The organism is Arthrobacter sp. NPDC058192 (assembly GCF_042883665.1).
Taxonomy (GTDB): domain Bacteria; phylum Actinomycetota; class Actinomycetes; order Actinomycetales; family Micrococcaceae; genus Arthrobacter.
The window spans coordinates 1-16153 of the sequence record NZ_JBHVVJ010000001.1 but is presented as its reverse complement, the minus strand read 5'-3'; the positions used below and the strand labels follow the sequence as shown (position 1 = coordinate 16153).

At 66.3% G+C, this 16153-nt stretch carries 19 protein-coding genes; 9 read left to right on the top strand and 10 right to left on the bottom strand.

Features of this window, described 5'->3' with window-relative positions; genetic code table 11:
• Window positions 1-30: 30 nt before the first annotated feature.
• The gene (locus ACFVVK_RS00095; protein WP_390261700.1) at window positions 31-567 is read right to left on the bottom strand and encodes a hypothetical protein; all 537 of its coding nucleotides are present in this window, start codon (window positions 565-567) and stop codon (window positions 31-33) included.
• 318 nt (window positions 568-885) lie between these two features.
• Between ACFVVK_RS00095 and ACFVVK_RS00090 the strand changes: the two genes are divergently transcribed.
• Window positions 886-1317 carry an SRPBCC domain-containing protein gene (locus ACFVVK_RS00090; RefSeq protein WP_390261697.1) on the top strand — a complete coding sequence of 144 codons (432 nt, stop codon included), beginning with the start codon at window positions 886-888 and terminating at the stop codon, window positions 1315-1317.
• 17 nt (window positions 1318-1334) lie between these two features.
• On the opposite strand, the gene ACFVVK_RS00085 is transcribed toward ACFVVK_RS00090, so the two are convergent.
• The 4 genes from ACFVVK_RS00085 to ACFVVK_RS00070 form a co-directional block, all read right to left on the bottom strand.
• The gene (locus ACFVVK_RS00085) at window positions 1335-1907 is read right to left on the bottom strand and encodes an MOSC domain-containing protein (protein WP_390261694.1); all 573 of its coding nucleotides are present in this window, start codon (window positions 1905-1907) and stop codon (window positions 1335-1337) included.
• A 40-nt stretch (window positions 1908-1947) separates the two neighbouring features.
• Window positions 1948-2952 (bottom strand): PDR/VanB family oxidoreductase, encoded by a 1005-nt coding sequence (locus ACFVVK_RS00080; protein ID WP_390261691.1) that lies wholly within the window; start codon window positions 2950-2952, stop codon window positions 1948-1950.
• 54 nt (window positions 2953-3006) lie between these two features.
• A complete protein-coding gene (locus ACFVVK_RS00075; RefSeq protein WP_390261688.1) occupies window positions 3007-4104 on the bottom strand; it encodes an aromatic ring-hydroxylating dioxygenase subunit alpha in 1098 nt (365 codons plus the stop codon).
• Window positions 4105-4279: 175 nt separating this feature from the next.
• Window positions 4280-4861 (bottom strand): PadR family transcriptional regulator, encoded by a 582-nt coding sequence (locus ACFVVK_RS00070; protein WP_390261685.1) that lies wholly within the window; start codon window positions 4859-4861, stop codon window positions 4280-4282.
• Window positions 4862-5128: 267 nt separating this feature from the next.
• Here ACFVVK_RS00070 and ACFVVK_RS00065 point away from each other — a divergent pair, with 267 nt between their 5' ends.
• Window positions 5129-6469, top strand: coding sequence for an MFS transporter (locus ACFVVK_RS00065; RefSeq protein ID WP_390261682.1), 1341 nt, complete (start codon window positions 5129-5131; stop codon window positions 6467-6469).
• A 15-nt stretch (window positions 6470-6484) separates the two neighbouring features.
• On the opposite strand, the gene ACFVVK_RS00060 is transcribed toward ACFVVK_RS00065, so the two are convergent.
• Window positions 6485-7498, bottom strand: coding sequence for a medium chain dehydrogenase/reductase family protein (locus ACFVVK_RS00060; RefSeq protein WP_390261679.1), 1014 nt, complete (start codon window positions 7496-7498; stop codon window positions 6485-6487).
• Window positions 7499-7666: 168 nt separating this feature from the next.
• Between ACFVVK_RS00060 and ACFVVK_RS00055 the strand changes: the two genes are divergently transcribed.
• The 3 genes from ACFVVK_RS00055 (at window position 7667) to ACFVVK_RS00045 (ending at window position 9507) form a co-directional block, all read left to right on the top strand.
• The gene (locus ACFVVK_RS00055) at window positions 7667-8101 is read left to right on the top strand and encodes an ArsR/SmtB family transcription factor (protein WP_390261677.1); all 435 of its coding nucleotides are present in this window, start codon (window positions 7667-7669) and stop codon (window positions 8099-8101) included.
• Entirely contained in the window at window positions 8098-8595 is a 498-nt protein-coding gene (locus ACFVVK_RS00050) for an SRPBCC domain-containing protein (RefSeq protein WP_390261674.1), read from the top strand. The genes ACFVVK_RS00055 and ACFVVK_RS00050 overlap by 4 nt, the downstream gene beginning before the upstream one ends.
• Window positions 8596-8718: 123 nt before the next feature.
• The gene (locus tag ACFVVK_RS00045; protein ID WP_390261671.1) at window positions 8719-9507 is read left to right on the top strand and encodes an alpha/beta fold hydrolase; all 789 of its coding nucleotides are present in this window, start codon (window positions 8719-8721) and stop codon (window positions 9505-9507) included.
• A 7-nt stretch (window positions 9508-9514) separates the two neighbouring features.
• Here ACFVVK_RS00045 and ACFVVK_RS00040 read toward each other — a convergent pair whose 3' ends face one another.
• A complete protein-coding gene (locus tag ACFVVK_RS00040; RefSeq protein ID WP_390261668.1) occupies window positions 9515-10246 on the bottom strand; it encodes a TetR/AcrR family transcriptional regulator in 732 nt (243 codons plus the stop codon).
• Between the two features lie 162 nt (window positions 10247-10408).
• Here ACFVVK_RS00040 and ACFVVK_RS00035 point away from each other — a divergent pair, with 162 nt between their 5' ends.
• Window positions 10409-11116: a DUF2306 domain-containing protein gene (locus ACFVVK_RS00035; RefSeq protein WP_390261665.1), complete on the top strand. Its 708-nt coding sequence runs from the start codon at window positions 10409-10411 to the stop codon at window positions 11114-11116.
• A gap of 61 nt (window positions 11117-11177) precedes the next feature.
• Here ACFVVK_RS00035 and ACFVVK_RS00030 read toward each other — a convergent pair whose 3' ends face one another.
• Window positions 11178-12008: an oxidoreductase gene (locus ACFVVK_RS00030; protein ID WP_390261663.1), complete on the bottom strand. Its 831-nt coding sequence runs from the start codon at window positions 12006-12008 to the stop codon at window positions 11178-11180.
• A 139-nt stretch (window positions 12009-12147) separates the two neighbouring features.
• Here ACFVVK_RS00030 and ACFVVK_RS00025 point away from each other — a divergent pair, with 139 nt between their 5' ends.
• Both ACFVVK_RS00025 and ACFVVK_RS00020 read left to right on the top strand, forming a co-directional pair.
• Entirely contained in the window at window positions 12148-12687 is a 540-nt protein-coding gene (locus ACFVVK_RS00025) for a DinB family protein (protein ID WP_390261660.1), read from the top strand.
• 169 nt (window positions 12688-12856) lie between these two features.
• Window positions 12857-14131, top strand: coding sequence for an MFS transporter (locus ACFVVK_RS00020; RefSeq protein WP_390261657.1), 1275 nt, complete (start codon window positions 12857-12859; stop codon window positions 14129-14131).
• 120 nt (window positions 14132-14251) lie between these two features.
• Here the strand turns inward: ACFVVK_RS00020 and ACFVVK_RS00015 are convergent, their stop codons facing one another.
• Together ACFVVK_RS00015 and ACFVVK_RS00010 are read right to left on the bottom strand one after the other, a co-directional pair.
• Window positions 14252-15139 (bottom strand): SRPBCC family protein, encoded by an 888-nt coding sequence (locus tag ACFVVK_RS00015; RefSeq protein WP_390261654.1) that lies wholly within the window; start codon window positions 15137-15139, stop codon window positions 14252-14254.
• A 128-nt stretch (window positions 15140-15267) separates the two neighbouring features.
• On the bottom strand, window positions 15268-15543 hold the full coding sequence (locus tag ACFVVK_RS00010; protein ID WP_390261652.1) for a hypothetical protein: 276 nt from the start codon (window positions 15541-15543) through the stop codon (window positions 15268-15270).
• Between the two features lie 216 nt (window positions 15544-15759).
• On the opposite strand from ACFVVK_RS00010, the gene ACFVVK_RS00005 reads away from it, so the two are divergent.
• Window positions 15760-15951, top strand: a complete 192-nt coding sequence (locus ACFVVK_RS00005) for a hypothetical protein (RefSeq protein ID WP_390261649.1) — start codon at window positions 15760-15762, stop codon at window positions 15949-15951.
• Window positions 15952-16153 lie beyond the last annotated feature (202 nt).

Here is a 16153-nt window from a genome sequence, read left to right as displayed (position 1 = left end):
CGGCGGCGCCAATCGGGGGCGCGTCCGGTGTTACTTCGTGGGGCTGGGGCTGGATGTCGTGCCAGAGGTCGTCCCGGGTCCTGGCGTTGCGGGCATGTAGGACTCATACTCGGGCAGGGTGGAGTTCAGGACCGGCAGTTGCACGTCGGCCGACGCGCCCGTGGAATCTTCGCTCACCCGAACCGTGACCAGGGAGCCGGGGGGCCCCGCAGCGGGGTCCAGCATCATGGCCGGCGATTGGGCCAGGGAGGTCTCGCCGTTGGCCTTGACCGGAATCGATACTTTCGAGCCCGATGCGCCGGAAATGGTGACGACCGCGTCTTTTGCCGAAGTGTTGAAAACGGTTCCCAGAATCCGTCCGGGCTGGTCCGCGGCGTGGGCGAGGATGAGCATGTCCGCCAGCTTCATTGGACCGACCGTGGCGTTGATCCCGTTCGTGGCTGCGGTGATTTTCGTGGTTTCTGGCGGATTGTCGTAGGAACATCCGGACCCGACCAGGAGGACCAACCCCATGGTGAGGGCGCAGGCCGTAAACCGTATCCCTGCCAGCAATGTTGTGGTGGCCACGGTCGGCTCCTCTCGGCAGAAAGCTATCCGGATACCTCGGATTATGGCCCGCGCCGGCGCCGAGCTCGAGGGTAGAAAGCCCTTGCCTGACGGCCGGCCCGTGCGGTCGCCGGTCTCGGCCCCGAGGCTGACCGTGCGCGCCGTAAGCTCAGCCGCCTCCATTTACCCGGTTGGGCGGGGATTTCCCACGGGGACCGGGCTTGCGGGCGTTCGGCCTTACGGAGGCAGGGCCGGCGGAGTAGTGTCGGTGCCGTGCGCCGCCGGCGCTGAGTGATTCGCAGGAGTCCGCACCAAAGTCGCAGAGGGCAGGGGAGAGCTATGACCGGAAAGTACGTGGCGACGTCGACCATCACCATCGAGGCGCCACCAAGCCGCGTATGGTCCGTGCTCACTGACCCCGGCGCAATCAAGGAGTTCATGTTCGGCACTGATGTCGAGACTGACTGGACGGTGGGCAGCCCGATTGTGTGGCGCGGCATTTGGGAAGGCAAGGCGTACGAGGACCGGGGCAGCATCCTTGAGTTTGATCCCGGCCGGCGGCTCACAGTCACGCACTTCAGCCCGCTCAGCGGCCAAGAGGATACGCCCGAGAACTACCACACGCTCACCTGGACTCTGCAGGCCCAGACCGGAGCCACAGAGCTGACGCTCTCGCAGGACAATAACGCAAGCCCCGAGGAAGCTGAGCACTCGCAGGGCATGTGGGACAGCCTGGTGCAGGGCGTGAAGGCGGTCGCCGAACGGGACTAGCGGGCTTCCGGCACCTGCTAGGGCAACCGCGACGGCCGCAGCAGGGTGGCGGCGCCGGCCTCTCCGGGATCCAGCGGGACGGGGCTGACCAGCACGGCCGGCCCTCGGCGCAAAATGCCGTCCGAGACCGGCTGGCAGCGCACGCCTCCGCGCCCGCGCATGGCGGCATGCGCGCCCGGGGCGAGCATCCGGTCCATCCAAACGCAGGGGTGGGCCGGCCGCCCGGCGCGGAGCTGCACCAGATCGCCTCCCGCTTCCAGGCCAAACTCATGGCCAAGAAGAGGCGCCAGATGGGCGCCCCTGAGGATCACATTGCGCCGGGTCAGGAGCGGGTCGAAGGGCTCGACGCCTAACTCCGCGGCCATCGCTTCGAGGGCCTCGACCGAAAGGAGCGTGACAGCTGCGTCCATGTGCGCGGCCTTGCCGAAGAACCGGTCGCCGACGATGCCTTTACCGGCAACCAGCTCAACCCGGTCGGCGTCGGCGGTGGGGACCGGCGCTGCCCCGTCGCGGGCGCGGCCGAAGTACGCGTGTGCGGGGGAGACGAGCAGATGGAGGATCTCGACGTCGTACCTGTAGCTTGCCGTCATGCCCCAAAACTATCCTCCGTCGCCGGGCACGACGCTATTCTCAGAGGTCGATGGTGACGACGGCGCGTTCCCCGGTTGCGTCCGCCCGCGCTCCGGTGCCGGTGCTGACGGCCCGGGAGACGCAGCAGCACATCTTTGCCGCCGCGTGCTGCTGGCGCTCGCTGTAGAACACATCGCGGTGGTCGACGGTGCCCTGGAGGCTTAGAAGGCGCACTTCGCAGAGGCCGCATTCACCCTTGCGGCAATCGAACATCATGTCGACTCCGACGGCCTCGAGGGCTTCCAGCATGGACTCACCGGGTCCGACGGTCGTCTCCACGTCCAGGCGCGGCACACGGACGACAAACTCCTCTGGGTCGAACCAGCCGCTGTTGCCGAACGTCTCATACCTGAGGTTCGGTACGCTCAGCCCGCGTGCGTCCCAGCCGCGTTTCACCGCGTCCATCAACCGGATGGGTCCGCACATGTAGAGTTCGGTCTCCGGGTCCACCCCGGCAAGCAACTCGTCGACCTTCAGCGCTGTGCCTTCATCATCCACGTGCACCCGGAGCGCGTCGGCGTGGAGCGCTTCGAGCTGGGGCAGGTATGCCATGGCCGCGCGGCTGCGGCCCGCGTAGACGAGGGTGTAGTCCGCCTTGATGTTGCGGAGAACCCGGGCCATGTTGACCATCGCGGTGATGCCGATGCCGCCGGCGAGGAGCACGTAGCGCGGGGCACCGACGCGGAGCGGGAAGTTTTGCAGCGGTTGGGTGATCTCCAACTGGTCCCCGACCTCCAGCGCTTGCATGAACACTGACCCGCCCCGGGATTGCGGGGCACGGTAAACGCTGATGGCCAGGCTCGCACCGTCCTCGCTGGAATCCACCACCGAGTAGGAGCGCTTATGGCGCTCCCCATTGATCGTGACGATGACGTCGATGTGCGATCCGGGCTCGGCCTTCTTCGGTAGCGACTGGGACAGGACCAGCCGTCGGGTTTCGGCGGTGACTGCTTCCGCTTCGACGACGGTTCCGGTCTGCCAGACCTCTATGTTGCTTGCTGCCATGTCGTTCTTCTAACCTCTTGCTGGGCTGGGCGTTGCTGGGCGTGTCTGGGTCGCTCAGACCGTGGGGATGAGTCGGCCCTCGGCGGCGAGCTGGCGCTCGATGAGCCTTCGGACCCACATGCCGCCGGCGTCGATATTGAGGTTGTAGAACTCGTAGTCCGGGTTGGCGTCGATCGCCTCCTGCTGCGCTTTGAGCATGGCCTCGTCCTCGCCGAAGACGCCGTTCACTCCGTTGCGGAGCTGGGTAGTGATGAGCTGGCTCTCCAGCCGGTAGTTGCGCATGAAGGCCCAGAAATAGTGGCAGGTCTTGGCAGTTTCGGGGGAAATAGTGTTCATGACGAAGCCGTTCACGCCCTGGCTGCGGTCCCCTTCCGGCGCCCCGGTGCCTGCCTTCGCGACGCCAACGTCGATGTTGATGGTCGACGGCGACTGGAAGGTGATGATCTGCCAGCGGTCCACCTTGCCCTCGAAGTCCGGGAACTTGTCGCGCATGTTCTTGAGCCAGAACGGCGGCGCGTCGATGTCGAGCATCCAGCGGGACACTGTGACGGTGCTGCCATCCTGGGTCACCTTGAAATCGGACTCGCTCAGTTCGTCCTGCCCGATCGAGGAGGAGTGGACGAACTCCTCGTGCGTGAGGTCCATCAGGTTGTCCAGCACCAGCTGGTAATTGCACGGGGCAAAGATGGTCTCGCCATCGCCGGCCCATTCATCCGAGCTCATCTGGTGCATGTCCGGGACCAAACTCGGGTCAGCCTGGGTAGGATCACCCAACCAGACCCACACATACCGGTACCGTTCAATCACCGGGAAGGACGGTACGGTGGCGCTCGGGTTAATGGTTTCCTGGGCCGGCATGGAGACGCAGCGGCCGGCGGAGTTGTAGACGATGCCGTGATACGGGCACTGGATCTGGTCCTTGGCAAGTGTCTTCCCCATGGAGAGCGGCGCCAGCCGGTGCCAGCAGGCGTCCGCCAGCGCCACGGCCTTGCCGTCCTCGGTGCGGTACAGGGCGAGTGGCCGGTCCGCGATCCGCCGGGACATCGGCTTCCTGGTCACTTCGTGGTCCCAAGCGGCCACGTACCAGGCATTCAGCGGATACCCGAGCACCTTGTTGGTTGTCGAACTAACGGACTGCATCAGCGCGGTCATGTCATTCCTTCGCTATATCTATCTACATAGGTAGTGGTCTGCGTCACAGCATACCTATGGACATAGATAGTGGCAAGGGGCATCTCCGACGGCGGGAAGGCGGAAGGTCCGGCCGCGGGAAGTGTGGGGGGCGCGAAGGGCCCGGCGGCCTCCAGGCCGCCGGGCCTTTAGCCGGTCAGGACTCGAGTTTGTCGATCAGGTCCAGGCCGCGTCTGGCCCACTGGATCTCGGCGTTGGCGCGCTCGATCATGCCCTCGTAGGTGAAAATTTTGTATCCGGCAATCCTGGCTCTGTCTGCCTCCGGGGCAGCCTCCAGTCGCGTCGCCAGGATGGGGTTGCTCCCGTCCTTTAGGGCGGCGATCATCTCCTCCCACTGCCGCGCACGGGAGGAGTGGTATTCGATGTGGGCTTTCATTTGCGCGCGGGCAGCGTCTGGCTCAGCCCACTCTAGGTATGCCGCCTTGAGGTGAATCGGATCCCGCTCCCGGGTGTAGTCGAGGGTGGTGTTAATCCAGGCTCGGAAGGCCTCACTGCCCTCCGCGGTGATGTGGTACCGCTTCTTCTTGCCCTTCTTGCCCCAGGCCTCCTCGACACCGTGCAGGAGGCCATCCTTTTCCATCCGGCGCAGTTCAGGATAGATCTGCGAATCGGGAGCGTGCCAGACGTAGCCGACTGATTGCTCGAAGTGTTTGAAAACGTCGTAGCCCGTAAGTGGCTGGGATGTCAGCAATGCAAGCAGTGCGTAGCGCAGACTCACCTGCCACCGGTCCTCTCTACTGGGGCCCATCCAGCCGCAACGCGACAAGCGGGTCCGACTTCATCAAAACTCTTGTCAACTAACTATGTTCATAGTTAGGCTGTGTCTCACGCCACATCTAACTATCAGTATAGATAGTCATCCGGCTGTCGGTGCCTCAGCGGCGAGGCCCGGCGGCAAGCTTCGGCCCAAGATGGCGCTTGCCTGCTGCTCGTCACCCAACTTTGTACCCGCCCGGACTGTCCGCGGCCTCCAGAAAGTAGTCTCATGCAACTCCAAGAACGCATCGACGCGTCCCGCATGTCCCTGTACCAATGGCTGATCGTCGGATTGTGCATCATCCTCAACGCCCTCGACGGCTTCGACGTTCTGGCCATGGCTTTCACGGCCAACAGCGTCACGCGCGAGTTCGGTCTGAGCGGGGCGGAGCTGGGTGTCCTCTTGAGTTCCGGGCTGGTCGGCATGGCCATCGGCTCGCTGGGGCTGGCGCCTTTCGCCGACGTCATCGGACGCCGGCCCATGGTCCTGGTCTCGGTTGGCCTTGCCACCGCCGGCATGTTCCTCGCCTCCTTGGCGCATTCGGCGCTGGAGCTGGGAATCTGGCGGGTCGTTACGGGCCTGGGAATTGGAGGCATCCTGGCCTGCACCAACGTGATTGCCAGCGAATACTCTTCTAAGCGGTGGCGCGGCCTGGCCATCAGTATCTATACGGCGGGCTACGGCATCGGCGCGACGCTGGGCGGTGCCGCGGCGGTATCTCTGCAGGCAAACTTCGGCTGGCGCTCGGTCTTCGTGTTTGGCGGCCTCTGCACCGGCATCGTCCTGATTCTTCTGGCGGCCCTGCTGCCGGAGTCGGTGGACTTCCTGACCAGCCGCCGTCCCAGCAACGTCCTCGGGCGGCTGAACAAGATCGCCCGCAAGATCGGGCAGCCGGAAGTGACGGACGTCGCTGCTCCCGCCGTCGTGGCGGTGCGAAAGAACAAACTTTCCGAACTCTTCACAGCAGGCAACCGCCGCTCCACGTTGCTCGTCTGGCTGGCCTTCTTTGCCGCCATGTTCGGGTTCTATTTCGTAAACAGCTGGACGCCGCGACTGTTGGTCACCGCCGGCATGACCGAAAGCCAGGGCGTCATTGGCGGCCTCATGCTCACCCTTGGCGGCACCTTTGGGTCCCTGCTGTACGGCCTGCTGACCATCCGTTGGAACAGCCGAAAGGTGATGATCGTATTTGCCGTTCTCTCCGCGGCGACCATGGTGATGTTCATTTCCACCGCCGGCATCCTCGCCTTGGCGTTCGTTGCAGGCGGAGTGGTGGGCATGCTGATTAACGGCTGCATTGCCGGCATGTACACCATCGCCCCCGCCCTGTACGGCGCGTCCGTCCGGAGCACCGGCGTCGGGTGGGCGATTGGAATCGGCCGCGTGGGCGCCATCGTCGCGCCGCTCATCACCGGCGCCCTGCTGGACGCACACTGGACGGCGTCCATGCTCTATGTGGGAGTCGGCGTCGTGGTTCTCGTGGCGGGCGGGGCAGTCGCAGCGATGCGGCCCGCGCGGCAGGAGAACGCCTCGGAACGCGGCGTCGAGGAGGTTGCCCTGCCGGTCTGACGGGACCGCGCGGGCTCAGGGCACGAGTACGATCTTCCCTCTCGACGCAGTGCTCCCCAGCAGCTCATGGGCGCGACGAGCCTCGGAAAGCGGCAAGCGCTCGGCCACCACCGGGTGGATCTCGCCGCGGCGGAGCATCTCGAGCAGCGCGAGGAAGTCGGCCTGGAACCAGTCCTGGTGGTGGATGCGCAACTTCTGGACGCGGTAGGACAGCACCTTTCGGCGCGGCGAAAGCCAACCCCAGAGCGCGACGCTCCCGGTTGCCGCGTACCAGGCGAACACCCCCGGCCAGTTCTTCCGCCCCCGCGCGATGGTGGCGTAGCGGCCGAAGACCACGAGGCGTCCGCCGGGCCGCAGCGCGCGGAAGGAACGCAGCGACAGCGGGCCGCCAAGCCCGTCGAGGGCAATGTCCACACCGTCGCCGGTGAGCCCGCGCACCCGGGCCAGGAAGTCTTCGTTCTGGTAGTCGATGGCCACCGCGCCCAGCCGCTCCACCGCGGCGCGGTCCCGGCCGGCAGCTGTCCCGTAGAGACGAAGCCCTGCTAGCGCTCCGAGCTCGAGGATGGCAGTGCCTACCCGGCCGGCCGCGCCGTGGACGAGAACGCTTTCCCCGGGTTTCGCCTTGGCCGTGCGGTGAAGCAGCTGGTAGGCGGTCATGTACGGGAAGACGAGGCTCACGACCTCGGCGGGGTCGCGGTCCGCGGGCACCGCCACCGCGTAAGCCTCTGGCACGCAGACGCGCTCGGCGTTGGCGCCCCATACCGTCAGCGCGCCGATGCGGTCTCCCACGCGTACGCGCGAGCAGCCGGGCCCGAGCTCATCGACGATGCCGACGAGCTCGTACCCGGGCGTGAACGGCGGCTTCGGCCCGCCGAGATACGAACCGGCGCGCAGCTGCGCGTCGGTGAATGAGACGCCCGAAGCCAGGACCCGGACGCGGACTTCGCCTGGATCTGGGCGGGGATCGTCGACGTCCACTACGTTCAGGACCTCGGGGCCGCCGAAGCGGTCGATCACCACGCGCTTCATGGGCTCACTCTACGCTCGCCCCGAAGCTAGCACACCGGCTGCATGTGCCAAGTCGCCGGAACCCTGCGGGCACGCCGGAACTTCCGGACTTTCCGGCCAACTCGGCTGCGCAGCGGATCTCAAGACAGCCGTTGACACCCGCTGAGCGCCGGACTATTCTACAACCAAATGATTGTAGATCAGCTCAGAACCCAGTTCAGCGACGAAGAGATGGACCGCCTGTTCCAGGCGTTCGCCGATACGACCCGCCGGGACATCGTGCGGCGGGTGACGGTGGCGGAGTACTCGGTCTCCGGTCTCGCCGCCCTCTACACCATGAGTTTCGCGGCCGTCCAGAAGCATGTGGCGGTCCTGGAGCGCGCCTCCCTTGTGGCAAAGGAGAAGCGGGGAAGGGAGCAGATTGTGCGGGCCAACCACGACGGACTGCAGAAGGCCCGCCGGCTGCTCGATGAGTACGAGGTCATCTGGCGGCAGCGTGCCGACCGGATCGCTGACCTGCTCGCCGAAACGGCCACCGCGGAGCCAGACCGGACACAGGCCGGCAACACGAAAACCAGCAAGACGGAAACCGGAAAGTCGCAGGATAGGAAGGGTTTGTCATGACGGTTGTTAGTTCAGTCAAGAATCTTGAGGCGCTGAGCCTCACCATGGTTGCCGAGTTCGATGCGGGCGTGGAGCGTGTCTGGCAGATCTGGGAAGACCCCCGCCAGCTCGAGCGCTGGTGGGGCCCGCCCACCTGGCCGGCCACCTTCGAAAAGCACGAGTTCGTCCCCGGCGGCGAGGCCAGCTACTTCATGACCGGGCCCGAGGGGGAGAAGGCCCGCGGCTGGTGGCGATTCGTCGCCATTGACGCCCCGCGCCGGCTGGAATTCGACGACGGCTTCGCGGACGACAACGGCGAGCCCGTGGCCGACATGGGCACCATCCACGGCCTGGTGACCCTGGAGCCGATCGGCGAGCGCACCCGGATGACCGTCCTGTCCACGTTCGAGGCCGAAGAGCAGATGGAACAGATCATCGCCATGGGCATGGAAGAGGGCATGAACGGGGCGCTGGGGCAGGTCGACGCGATCCTCGCCGAATCCGTCAGTGCCTGAGCTGCACGGCGCCTGAACTGCACGGCGGGCGGACGACGGCGGGAGGCCCCCGCCGTCGTCCGCCCACGTTCGAGTGTTCGGAAGACCCTAGCCGCCCGGCCTGCGCTGGCGTTAAGATGCCGTGTGACTTTCACCCACGGCTACGCGTCGAACGGCGACCTTCGGATGTACTACGAGGTCCATGGCCACGCGCTGGCCGACCAGGCGCCGCTGCTGCTGATCCCGGGCGGCGGCTCGACCATCGAGACGAATTTCGCCGGACTCATCCCGCTCATGTTGGCCGAAAGCCGCCAGGTGATCGCCGTCGACGAGGAGGGCCACGGGCGCACCGCAGCAACCGGCCGTCCGCTCACCGCCGAAAATTCAGCACAGGACATCATGGCCGTGCTGCAAGAACTGAATGTGGCGTCCGTCGATGTCCTCGGATTCAGTGCGGGCGGCCACACTGCCCTTGCCCTGGCCATGCAGCACCCGGCCACCGTCCGCCACCTCATTGTCGCTTCCACCTTCTTCGCCCGTGACGCCGTCACCGAGGAATTCTGGGACGGCATGGCGAAAGCCACGCTTGAGGACATGCCGGACGTCTACAAGGCCGCGGACCGCCGGCACAATCCCGATCCGGGGCACCTCGAGCGGCTGTTCGAACTTGATCGGCAGCGAATCCTGGGCTTCTCCGGCTGGTCGGGCGAGGACCTCGGCGGAATTGACACCCCCACGCTGGTGCTGAGCGCGGACAACGATGTGGTGAGTCCCGAGCACTCAGTACGGATGTTCCGGGCCATCCCCGGCGCGCGTCTTCTGATTGTGCCGGGCGGCCACGGCGACTACCTCGGCGAACTGGCTGCGAGCGCCGGGGACATGCGGGCGATGCGTCACGCGCTTCCCTATCTGCTGCGGTTTCTCGAGGAGTAGGCGCTCTTCACACCTGCGCCGGCGGCCGGCCGCTCCGGGAGCTCCAGTTCTGTGCGTGAAGCCGCTCGAAGCCGTCCAGCAGCAGGTCCAAGGCGAATTCGAACTCAAAGCGGTCATCGCACCCCTGGCCGACCACTGAATCATCGTGGGCCGAGGCCGCGGCCACCTGCAAAATGTTCGGGTACCGCTCCGCCATCTCCTTGAACAAGGCCGCCTGGGCCTCCGGAGTCAGTGCCGGCTGGGGCGCCGGGGACGCGGCGGCGGAGTCGTCGAACAGTTCCTGGGTGAACCCCCACATGCGGCTGCCGAGGGCGTGCATGACATGGTGCGTTAGGTCGACGGAGAATCCACCGGCCAGGAACATCCCAATGAAGGAGTCCATGTATCCAAGGACCGCCGGCGTCTTGTTGGTGCGGCTTTCCAGGACCTGCCGGGCCCAGGGGTGACGGAGGAGGGCGCCGCGCGCCGAGAGCACCCGGGACCGGACGGCGTCTTTCCAGCCTGCGTCGCCGACGGGGGGATCGATCTCGCTGACCAGGGCGTCCACCATGCCGTCGAGGAGTTCCTCCTTGTTGGTGACGTGCTTGTAGAGCGCCATCGGCACCACATCGAGCTCCTGCGCGAGCCGGCGCATGCTGAGCGCCTCGATGCCCACTTCATCGGCGAGTGCGACGGCGGCACCCAGCACCCGGTCCCGGCTCAGGGGAGTCCGGCGCGTGCGCTCGGCCTGCTGGGTCATCCGGCCACCTTTCCCTAGCGTCACCCTATTGACAAGTGTACGCCGTACACCTAGCTTTGGAGCCATCGGTGTACGCCGTACACCTTGGCTTCAGGCACGGTGTCCGCCGCACACCGGGCCGGACATCGATCGCAGTACCGGACATCAGCAGAGGACCCCGCCGTGACAACAGCCGCCAGCACCGTTTCCGTACCGCGCCGCCGGGCCCAGTGGCCTGTGCCCGCTGGCTTGATTCTCCTCAGCCTCATCCCGGTGATTGCGGGCGCGGCGCGGATGACCGAACTGACCGGCGGCGCCGCCATCACGCCCCAGAACGCACGGTTTTTCGCCTCACCTGGTCCCGTGGTGACGCACATTGTCAGCGTCACCACCTATTGCCTCCTCGGGGCGTTCCAGTTCGTGCCCTCCCTGCGTGGCCGGCGCGGCTGGCACCGCATTGCCGGACGTGTCCTGGCGCCCGCGGGCCTGCTCGCAGCGCTGTCGGGTCTGTGGATGGCGGCCTTCTACCCGCTCCCGGCCGGTGACGGGCCGGTGCTATTCGTTCTGCGGATGGTCTTCGGCTCGGCGATGCTGGCGAGCCTGATCCTGGGGGTCGTCACGATTGTGCGGCGGGACTTCGTGCGGCACAGCGCGTGGATGACCCGCGGCTATGCGATCGGTGTGGCTGCGGGAACGCAGGCGCTGGTGAGCCTGCCCTGGATGCTACTGGTGGGACCGCCCGACGAGCTGACCCGAGCGATCCTCCTAGGCTCAGCTTGGGTGATCAACGTAGCGGTGGCCGAACTGGTCATCCATCGGCGCGCGGTGTCGGCCAAACGGAGCCGTCCGGCCGGCAGGGCGGTCGCCGACCGGGCCGCGCCGGTGGCGTGAGCCCGCCCCGTCCCGCCCGGGCCCGGGCGGGAGGGCGGGAGGGGCATCGGCAGCCCGGGCCTTACTCCTGAATGCCGGTCTGGACGCTTACATCCCGCCACTTGTCGAGCTCGGCCTGCTGTGCTTCCTCGACCAGACGGAAGGCCCTCACCGCATCTTCGCCCAAGAGCAGCAGGGCCGGTGAATCGGGGGCCTCGACCGCGGCGATGATGGCCTCCGCGGCTTTGTCGGGGTCTCCCGGCTGGGTGCCGTGCACGGTATCGTGCTCCTTTCGACGTTTTCCCGCCGTTCCCGCATAGTCCGCAATGGCGTCCGCCGACTGCGTGAGGGAGCGTCCGGCGAAGTCTGTGCGGAACGCCCCGGGTTCGACCGCGGTGACGGAGATGCCCAGCGGCTCCAGCTCCTTCCGCAGTGAACCGGACAGCCCTTCAAGGGCTGCCTTCGTGGCCGCGTAGTAGCCGGATCCTGCCGGCGCAATCCGGGCGCCAATGGAGGAGATGTTCACAACTGCCCCTGCCCCACGCGCTCGCATGCCCGGCAGCACCGCCTTGATCATTGCGACCGGACCGAAAACGTTGGTGTCGAAGAGCGCCTGCACTTCGCTCTCGTCGCCCTCCTCAACGGCAGCACGGTAGCCGTACCCGGCATTGTTGACGAGCACGTCGACGGCGCCGAAGCGGTTCTCGGCCTGCGCCACCGCGTCGGTGATCTGTCTCCGGTCCGTGACGTCGAGCGGAAGTACGAGGGCCGAGTTCGGATACGCCGCGGAGAAGTCCTGGACGGCGTCGACGTGCCGGGCGGTGACGACGGCGTTGTGGCCGTGTGCCAGTACGGCGCGGGCGAGGGCACGGCCGAGGCCGGTCGAGCAGCCTGTGATGAGCCAGGTGGACATGGGAATGGGCCTTTCTGATCGGGACGGATCGCTAAGTCCATTGAACTATCGTTCTTCCGCGAACGGGAGAACCTGCAGATTCCGGGGACTGCCAATGCTGGCCTACCTGCGCGGCAGGCGCGTGGGTAGACTCGCGCGCATGACAATTGTGGATGATCAGGGACGCACCGAGCCGCCGATCGCTGCCGATGAAACGGCAACCCTCCTGGGCTTTCTGGATTACCAGCGCTCTACGCTGGCATGGAAGTGTGCCGGGCTGGATGCGGCAGCCCTCGCGGCCACCGTCGCGGCGTCGACAATGACACTGGGCGGCCTGCTCAAACATCTCGCCTATGTGGAGAGCGATTGGTTCTCCCGGGCCCTGCACGGCCTGGACTGCGATCCGCCGTTCGATGCGGTGGACTGGAAGGCCGATCCGGACTGGGAGTGGCATTCCGCCGCCGAGGACACTCCGGAACAGCTCCGCAGTCTCTGGGAAGACGCCGTCGAACGGTCCCGGGGCCGGGTCGCGGAGGCTCTGGCCGGCGGCGGCCTGGACCAGCTGGCCCGGCGTACTTGGCCCGACGGCACGGCGCCGAGCCTGCGCTGGATCCTGTGCCACATGATCGAGGAGTACGCACGGCACAATGGTCATGCCGACCTCCTGCGGGAAGCCCTGGACGGGGAAACGGGGGAGTAGCCGCAGCGTCCAACAGCCCGCTGCGCTGTCAGTTCTGGCGGTTACCAGGGCCGGATGACGACCACAACTGAAAGGGCAACCAGGGGTAGATGTCTGCTCTGGCACACGCGGACGGGCGGGGCGAGAATGGACTCGTGCGGCCCTTCGCTCCGGCGGGGACGGCGAGCCGATGAACGCCGCCGCCCGAAAGATTCAGCGCATCTATCTGACGTTGACGCTGGGCAATACCCTTGCGGCCTCGTTCATCTGGGGCATCAACACGCTCTTCCTGTTGGATGCGGGCCTGAGTAACCTCGAGGCCTTTGCCGCGAACGCCTTCTTCACCGCCGGCATGGTGCTGTTCGAGGTGCCCACCGGAGTGGTGGCCGACGGCTGGGGGCGCCGGGTGTCGTTCCTGCTGGGCACGGTGACACTGGCGGGGGCGACGTATCTCTACTACCTGCTCTGGCAGCTTTCCGCCCCGTTCTGGGCGTGGGCTGTCGTCTCGGTGTTGCTCGGCCTTGGCTTCACCTTTTTTTCGGGTGCGGTGGAGGCCTGGCTCGTCGACGCATTGACCTTCTCGGGGTATGAGGGCGGCCTCGAGGCGGTGCTCGGTCGCGGGCAGATGGTGTCCGGCGTTGCGATGCTCGGCGGCTCGGTGGCGGGCGGCGTGATCGCACAGGCGACCAACCTGGGCGTGCCGTTCCTGCTGCGGGTGGGTGTGCTGGTCGCCATGTTCGTCGTGGCTTTTGTGCTCATGCACGACGTCGGTTTCACCCCGGAACGCTCGACCAGCCCCCTCCGGGCGACCCGCGCCGTTCTCTCCGCGTCGATCGAGAGCGGATTGAAAAATCCGCCGGTCCGCTACGTGATGCTGGCCGCGCCGTTCAGCGCCGGCGTCGCAATTTACGTGTTCTACGCCCTGCAGCCGTACTTGCTTGAGCTGTTTGGCGACCCCCACGCCTACTCCGTGGCGGGCCTCGCGGCGGCCATCGTGGCCGGCGCCCAGGTGCTTGGCGGCTGGTTGGCGCCACACATACGGAGCCTCGTCCGTAAACGCACAACCGTCTTAATTGCCAGCAGCGTCGTGAGCGCCTCAATCCTGGTCCTACTCGGATTTACCCGGGTGTTCTGGGTTGCGCTGGTGCTGTTGGCGGTCTGGGCCGTGATCTCCTCGGCGGCCATGCCGGTGCGGCAGGCCTACCTGAACGACATGATCGCCTCGAAGCAGCGGGCAACGGTCCTTAGTTTCGACTCGCTGATGGGGTCCAGCGGTGGCGTGGTGGTGCAGCCAGTGCTCGGGCGGGCAGCCGACGTTTACGGCTACCCCACGTCGCTAGCGATCGGCGGCGTAATCGAGCTGATCGCCGTCCCGTTCCTGCTGGCCAGCCGCCGGCAGCGAGCCGCAGCCGATCTGTCCAACGCCGCGCCCGGCGCGTCGAACGCAGAACCTCAACCGACCTAGCCCCACCGCCGCCCCATGGCACACGTGGGGCGTGCAGCAAAAAAGCCCCGGACCTGAGTCCGGGGCTTCCTTGCTGCCGACCTGGTGCCCGGGGGGCACAGTCAGCGGCGGGGCCGGGTGCTAGTGGACGCCCGGTGCCGTCGGCGGGATAGGCGGCAGTCCGCCTTCACCCCGGGCCTCGTCGGCCTCCCGCTCGGCTGCACTCCGCGTGTCATTAGCGGCCAGGCCGCCGGTTTCGCCCTCGGCGTCCACCAGGCCGTTGGTCTGGTCAAAAGGTTCGGAGCCCCTGGGGACCATCGGCTCCGTGGTCACCGGCACGACCGGCTCCGCCGTCACCGGCTGAACCGGGACCGGCGTTCCGGTGGTGGGACCAGGCAGATCGGTGGTTGCCGTGTCATCGCTCTTGCTCTTGCTGGCAGCAGCTGCGGCGCCTCCGACTGCAGCGGCGGCAGCAAGGCCCACGCCCGCCGCGACCTTACCGGACACGCCGGCCTTTCCGCTGTCACCACGGGAAGCGCTGGCGTCCGCGACGCCCGGGGTCCCCGTCGGGGCACCCTCGCTCACGGTCCCGCGCCAGGCTCCGGTCGCGTACCCCTCGTCCTCAATAAAGGCCTTGAACCGCTCGAGGTCACCCTCGGCCTGTTTCTCCACCACGTGGAGTTTGTCGCCGATGTTCTCCACGATGCCTTCGGGTTCGTACTCGAGGACCAGCTGCACGGAGGTTTGACCTCCGCCGAGATCTTCAAACTCTACCGAACCCGCATTGGTGGCACCCTCCGTAGCCGCCCAGGACACCTTGCGATCCGGGACCTGCTCCAAAATCTTCGCTTCCCAGCGCCGGCGCACGCCCACAATTTCCGCGACCCACTCCAGCCGATTATCGCTGAGCTGGGTCACGCTCTTCACGCCTCCCATGAACCGGGGAAAATCCTCAAACTGCGTCCATTGGTTGTAGGCCACGCTCACGGGAACATTCACGAGAACGCGCTTTTCTACCTTTGTACTCACAACTTCTCCTTCAAAAGTAGGACCGGTTGCGACGAAAGCTCAATTCGTCAGCTTGCTTACTATATCGGCTGTGCCGGATTTGGGCTAGGGGTGCCAGTCATCCGGCGGGGGTGCGGCGCTGGAGCCGGTCAGGCATGGCCGACGCGAGTGGTCCCGAACATCAGGGTTTGCCGGCTGACGTCGTAGAAGACGGAGTCCGCGGTGGATAGGAGATCCTGCAGGTTGTCCGCGTCGTCGGCGTCGATGGTGAGGACTTCCTCCCACGCGCCTTCATCGAGCACAAGCTGCAACGTCCACACGCCGGGCTTGCCTGCGTCCCCGGCAATCCAGCTGAACTGGTAGTGGCTGAGCTGGCGGACCTTGATGCTGTCATCGGTAATCGGCTGCTTTGGGGTGGGGCTCATGGTCTCATCCTTGCCGGCTGCACCCGCCGCGCAGCCTCGTCGCTGTGTGCTGAATATGTGGGGGGAGGTTTTGCCGGCCGGTGACTCCATGGACCGGGACCACCAATGTAGCCCCGTCCCAGGACCGTGTAAATGACACGCGGGCACGATGCGGGCCGCGGGCGTACACTGACTGCCATCGGACTGAGGGCCATCGGACTGAGGAAAGGTACGGCCATGGGCGAGGACCAGGCGGATCCGGCAGGGCAGGACCCCGAGCGCAGCACGCCGGGGAGCGGCAGCACGATCCCCAAATCCAAGGACGGCGTCTGGGTGACGTCGACTCCCGGAAAATCCAGTTTTGAGCCGGAAGAGGATGTCCAAGGCAGCGGGGCCGAGGACGCGGGCAGGCCGGGGGAAGGTTCCTGACCGCTCGCGGAGCGGGCGAAAATTGGTAAAGCGCCACGAAAATTGCTCACGCAGGCAGAGCGCGACGACGGCGGGAGGCCGCCGTCGTCGTTGTGTGGAATGCGTTTAGAGTGCGCCCTGGTCCGGGGTTCCGGCGAGGATCGGCTCGTGGCGCGCCACTTCGACCGGGCGCTGAAGCAGCCCGTCGAGGGAGGCGTTGAGC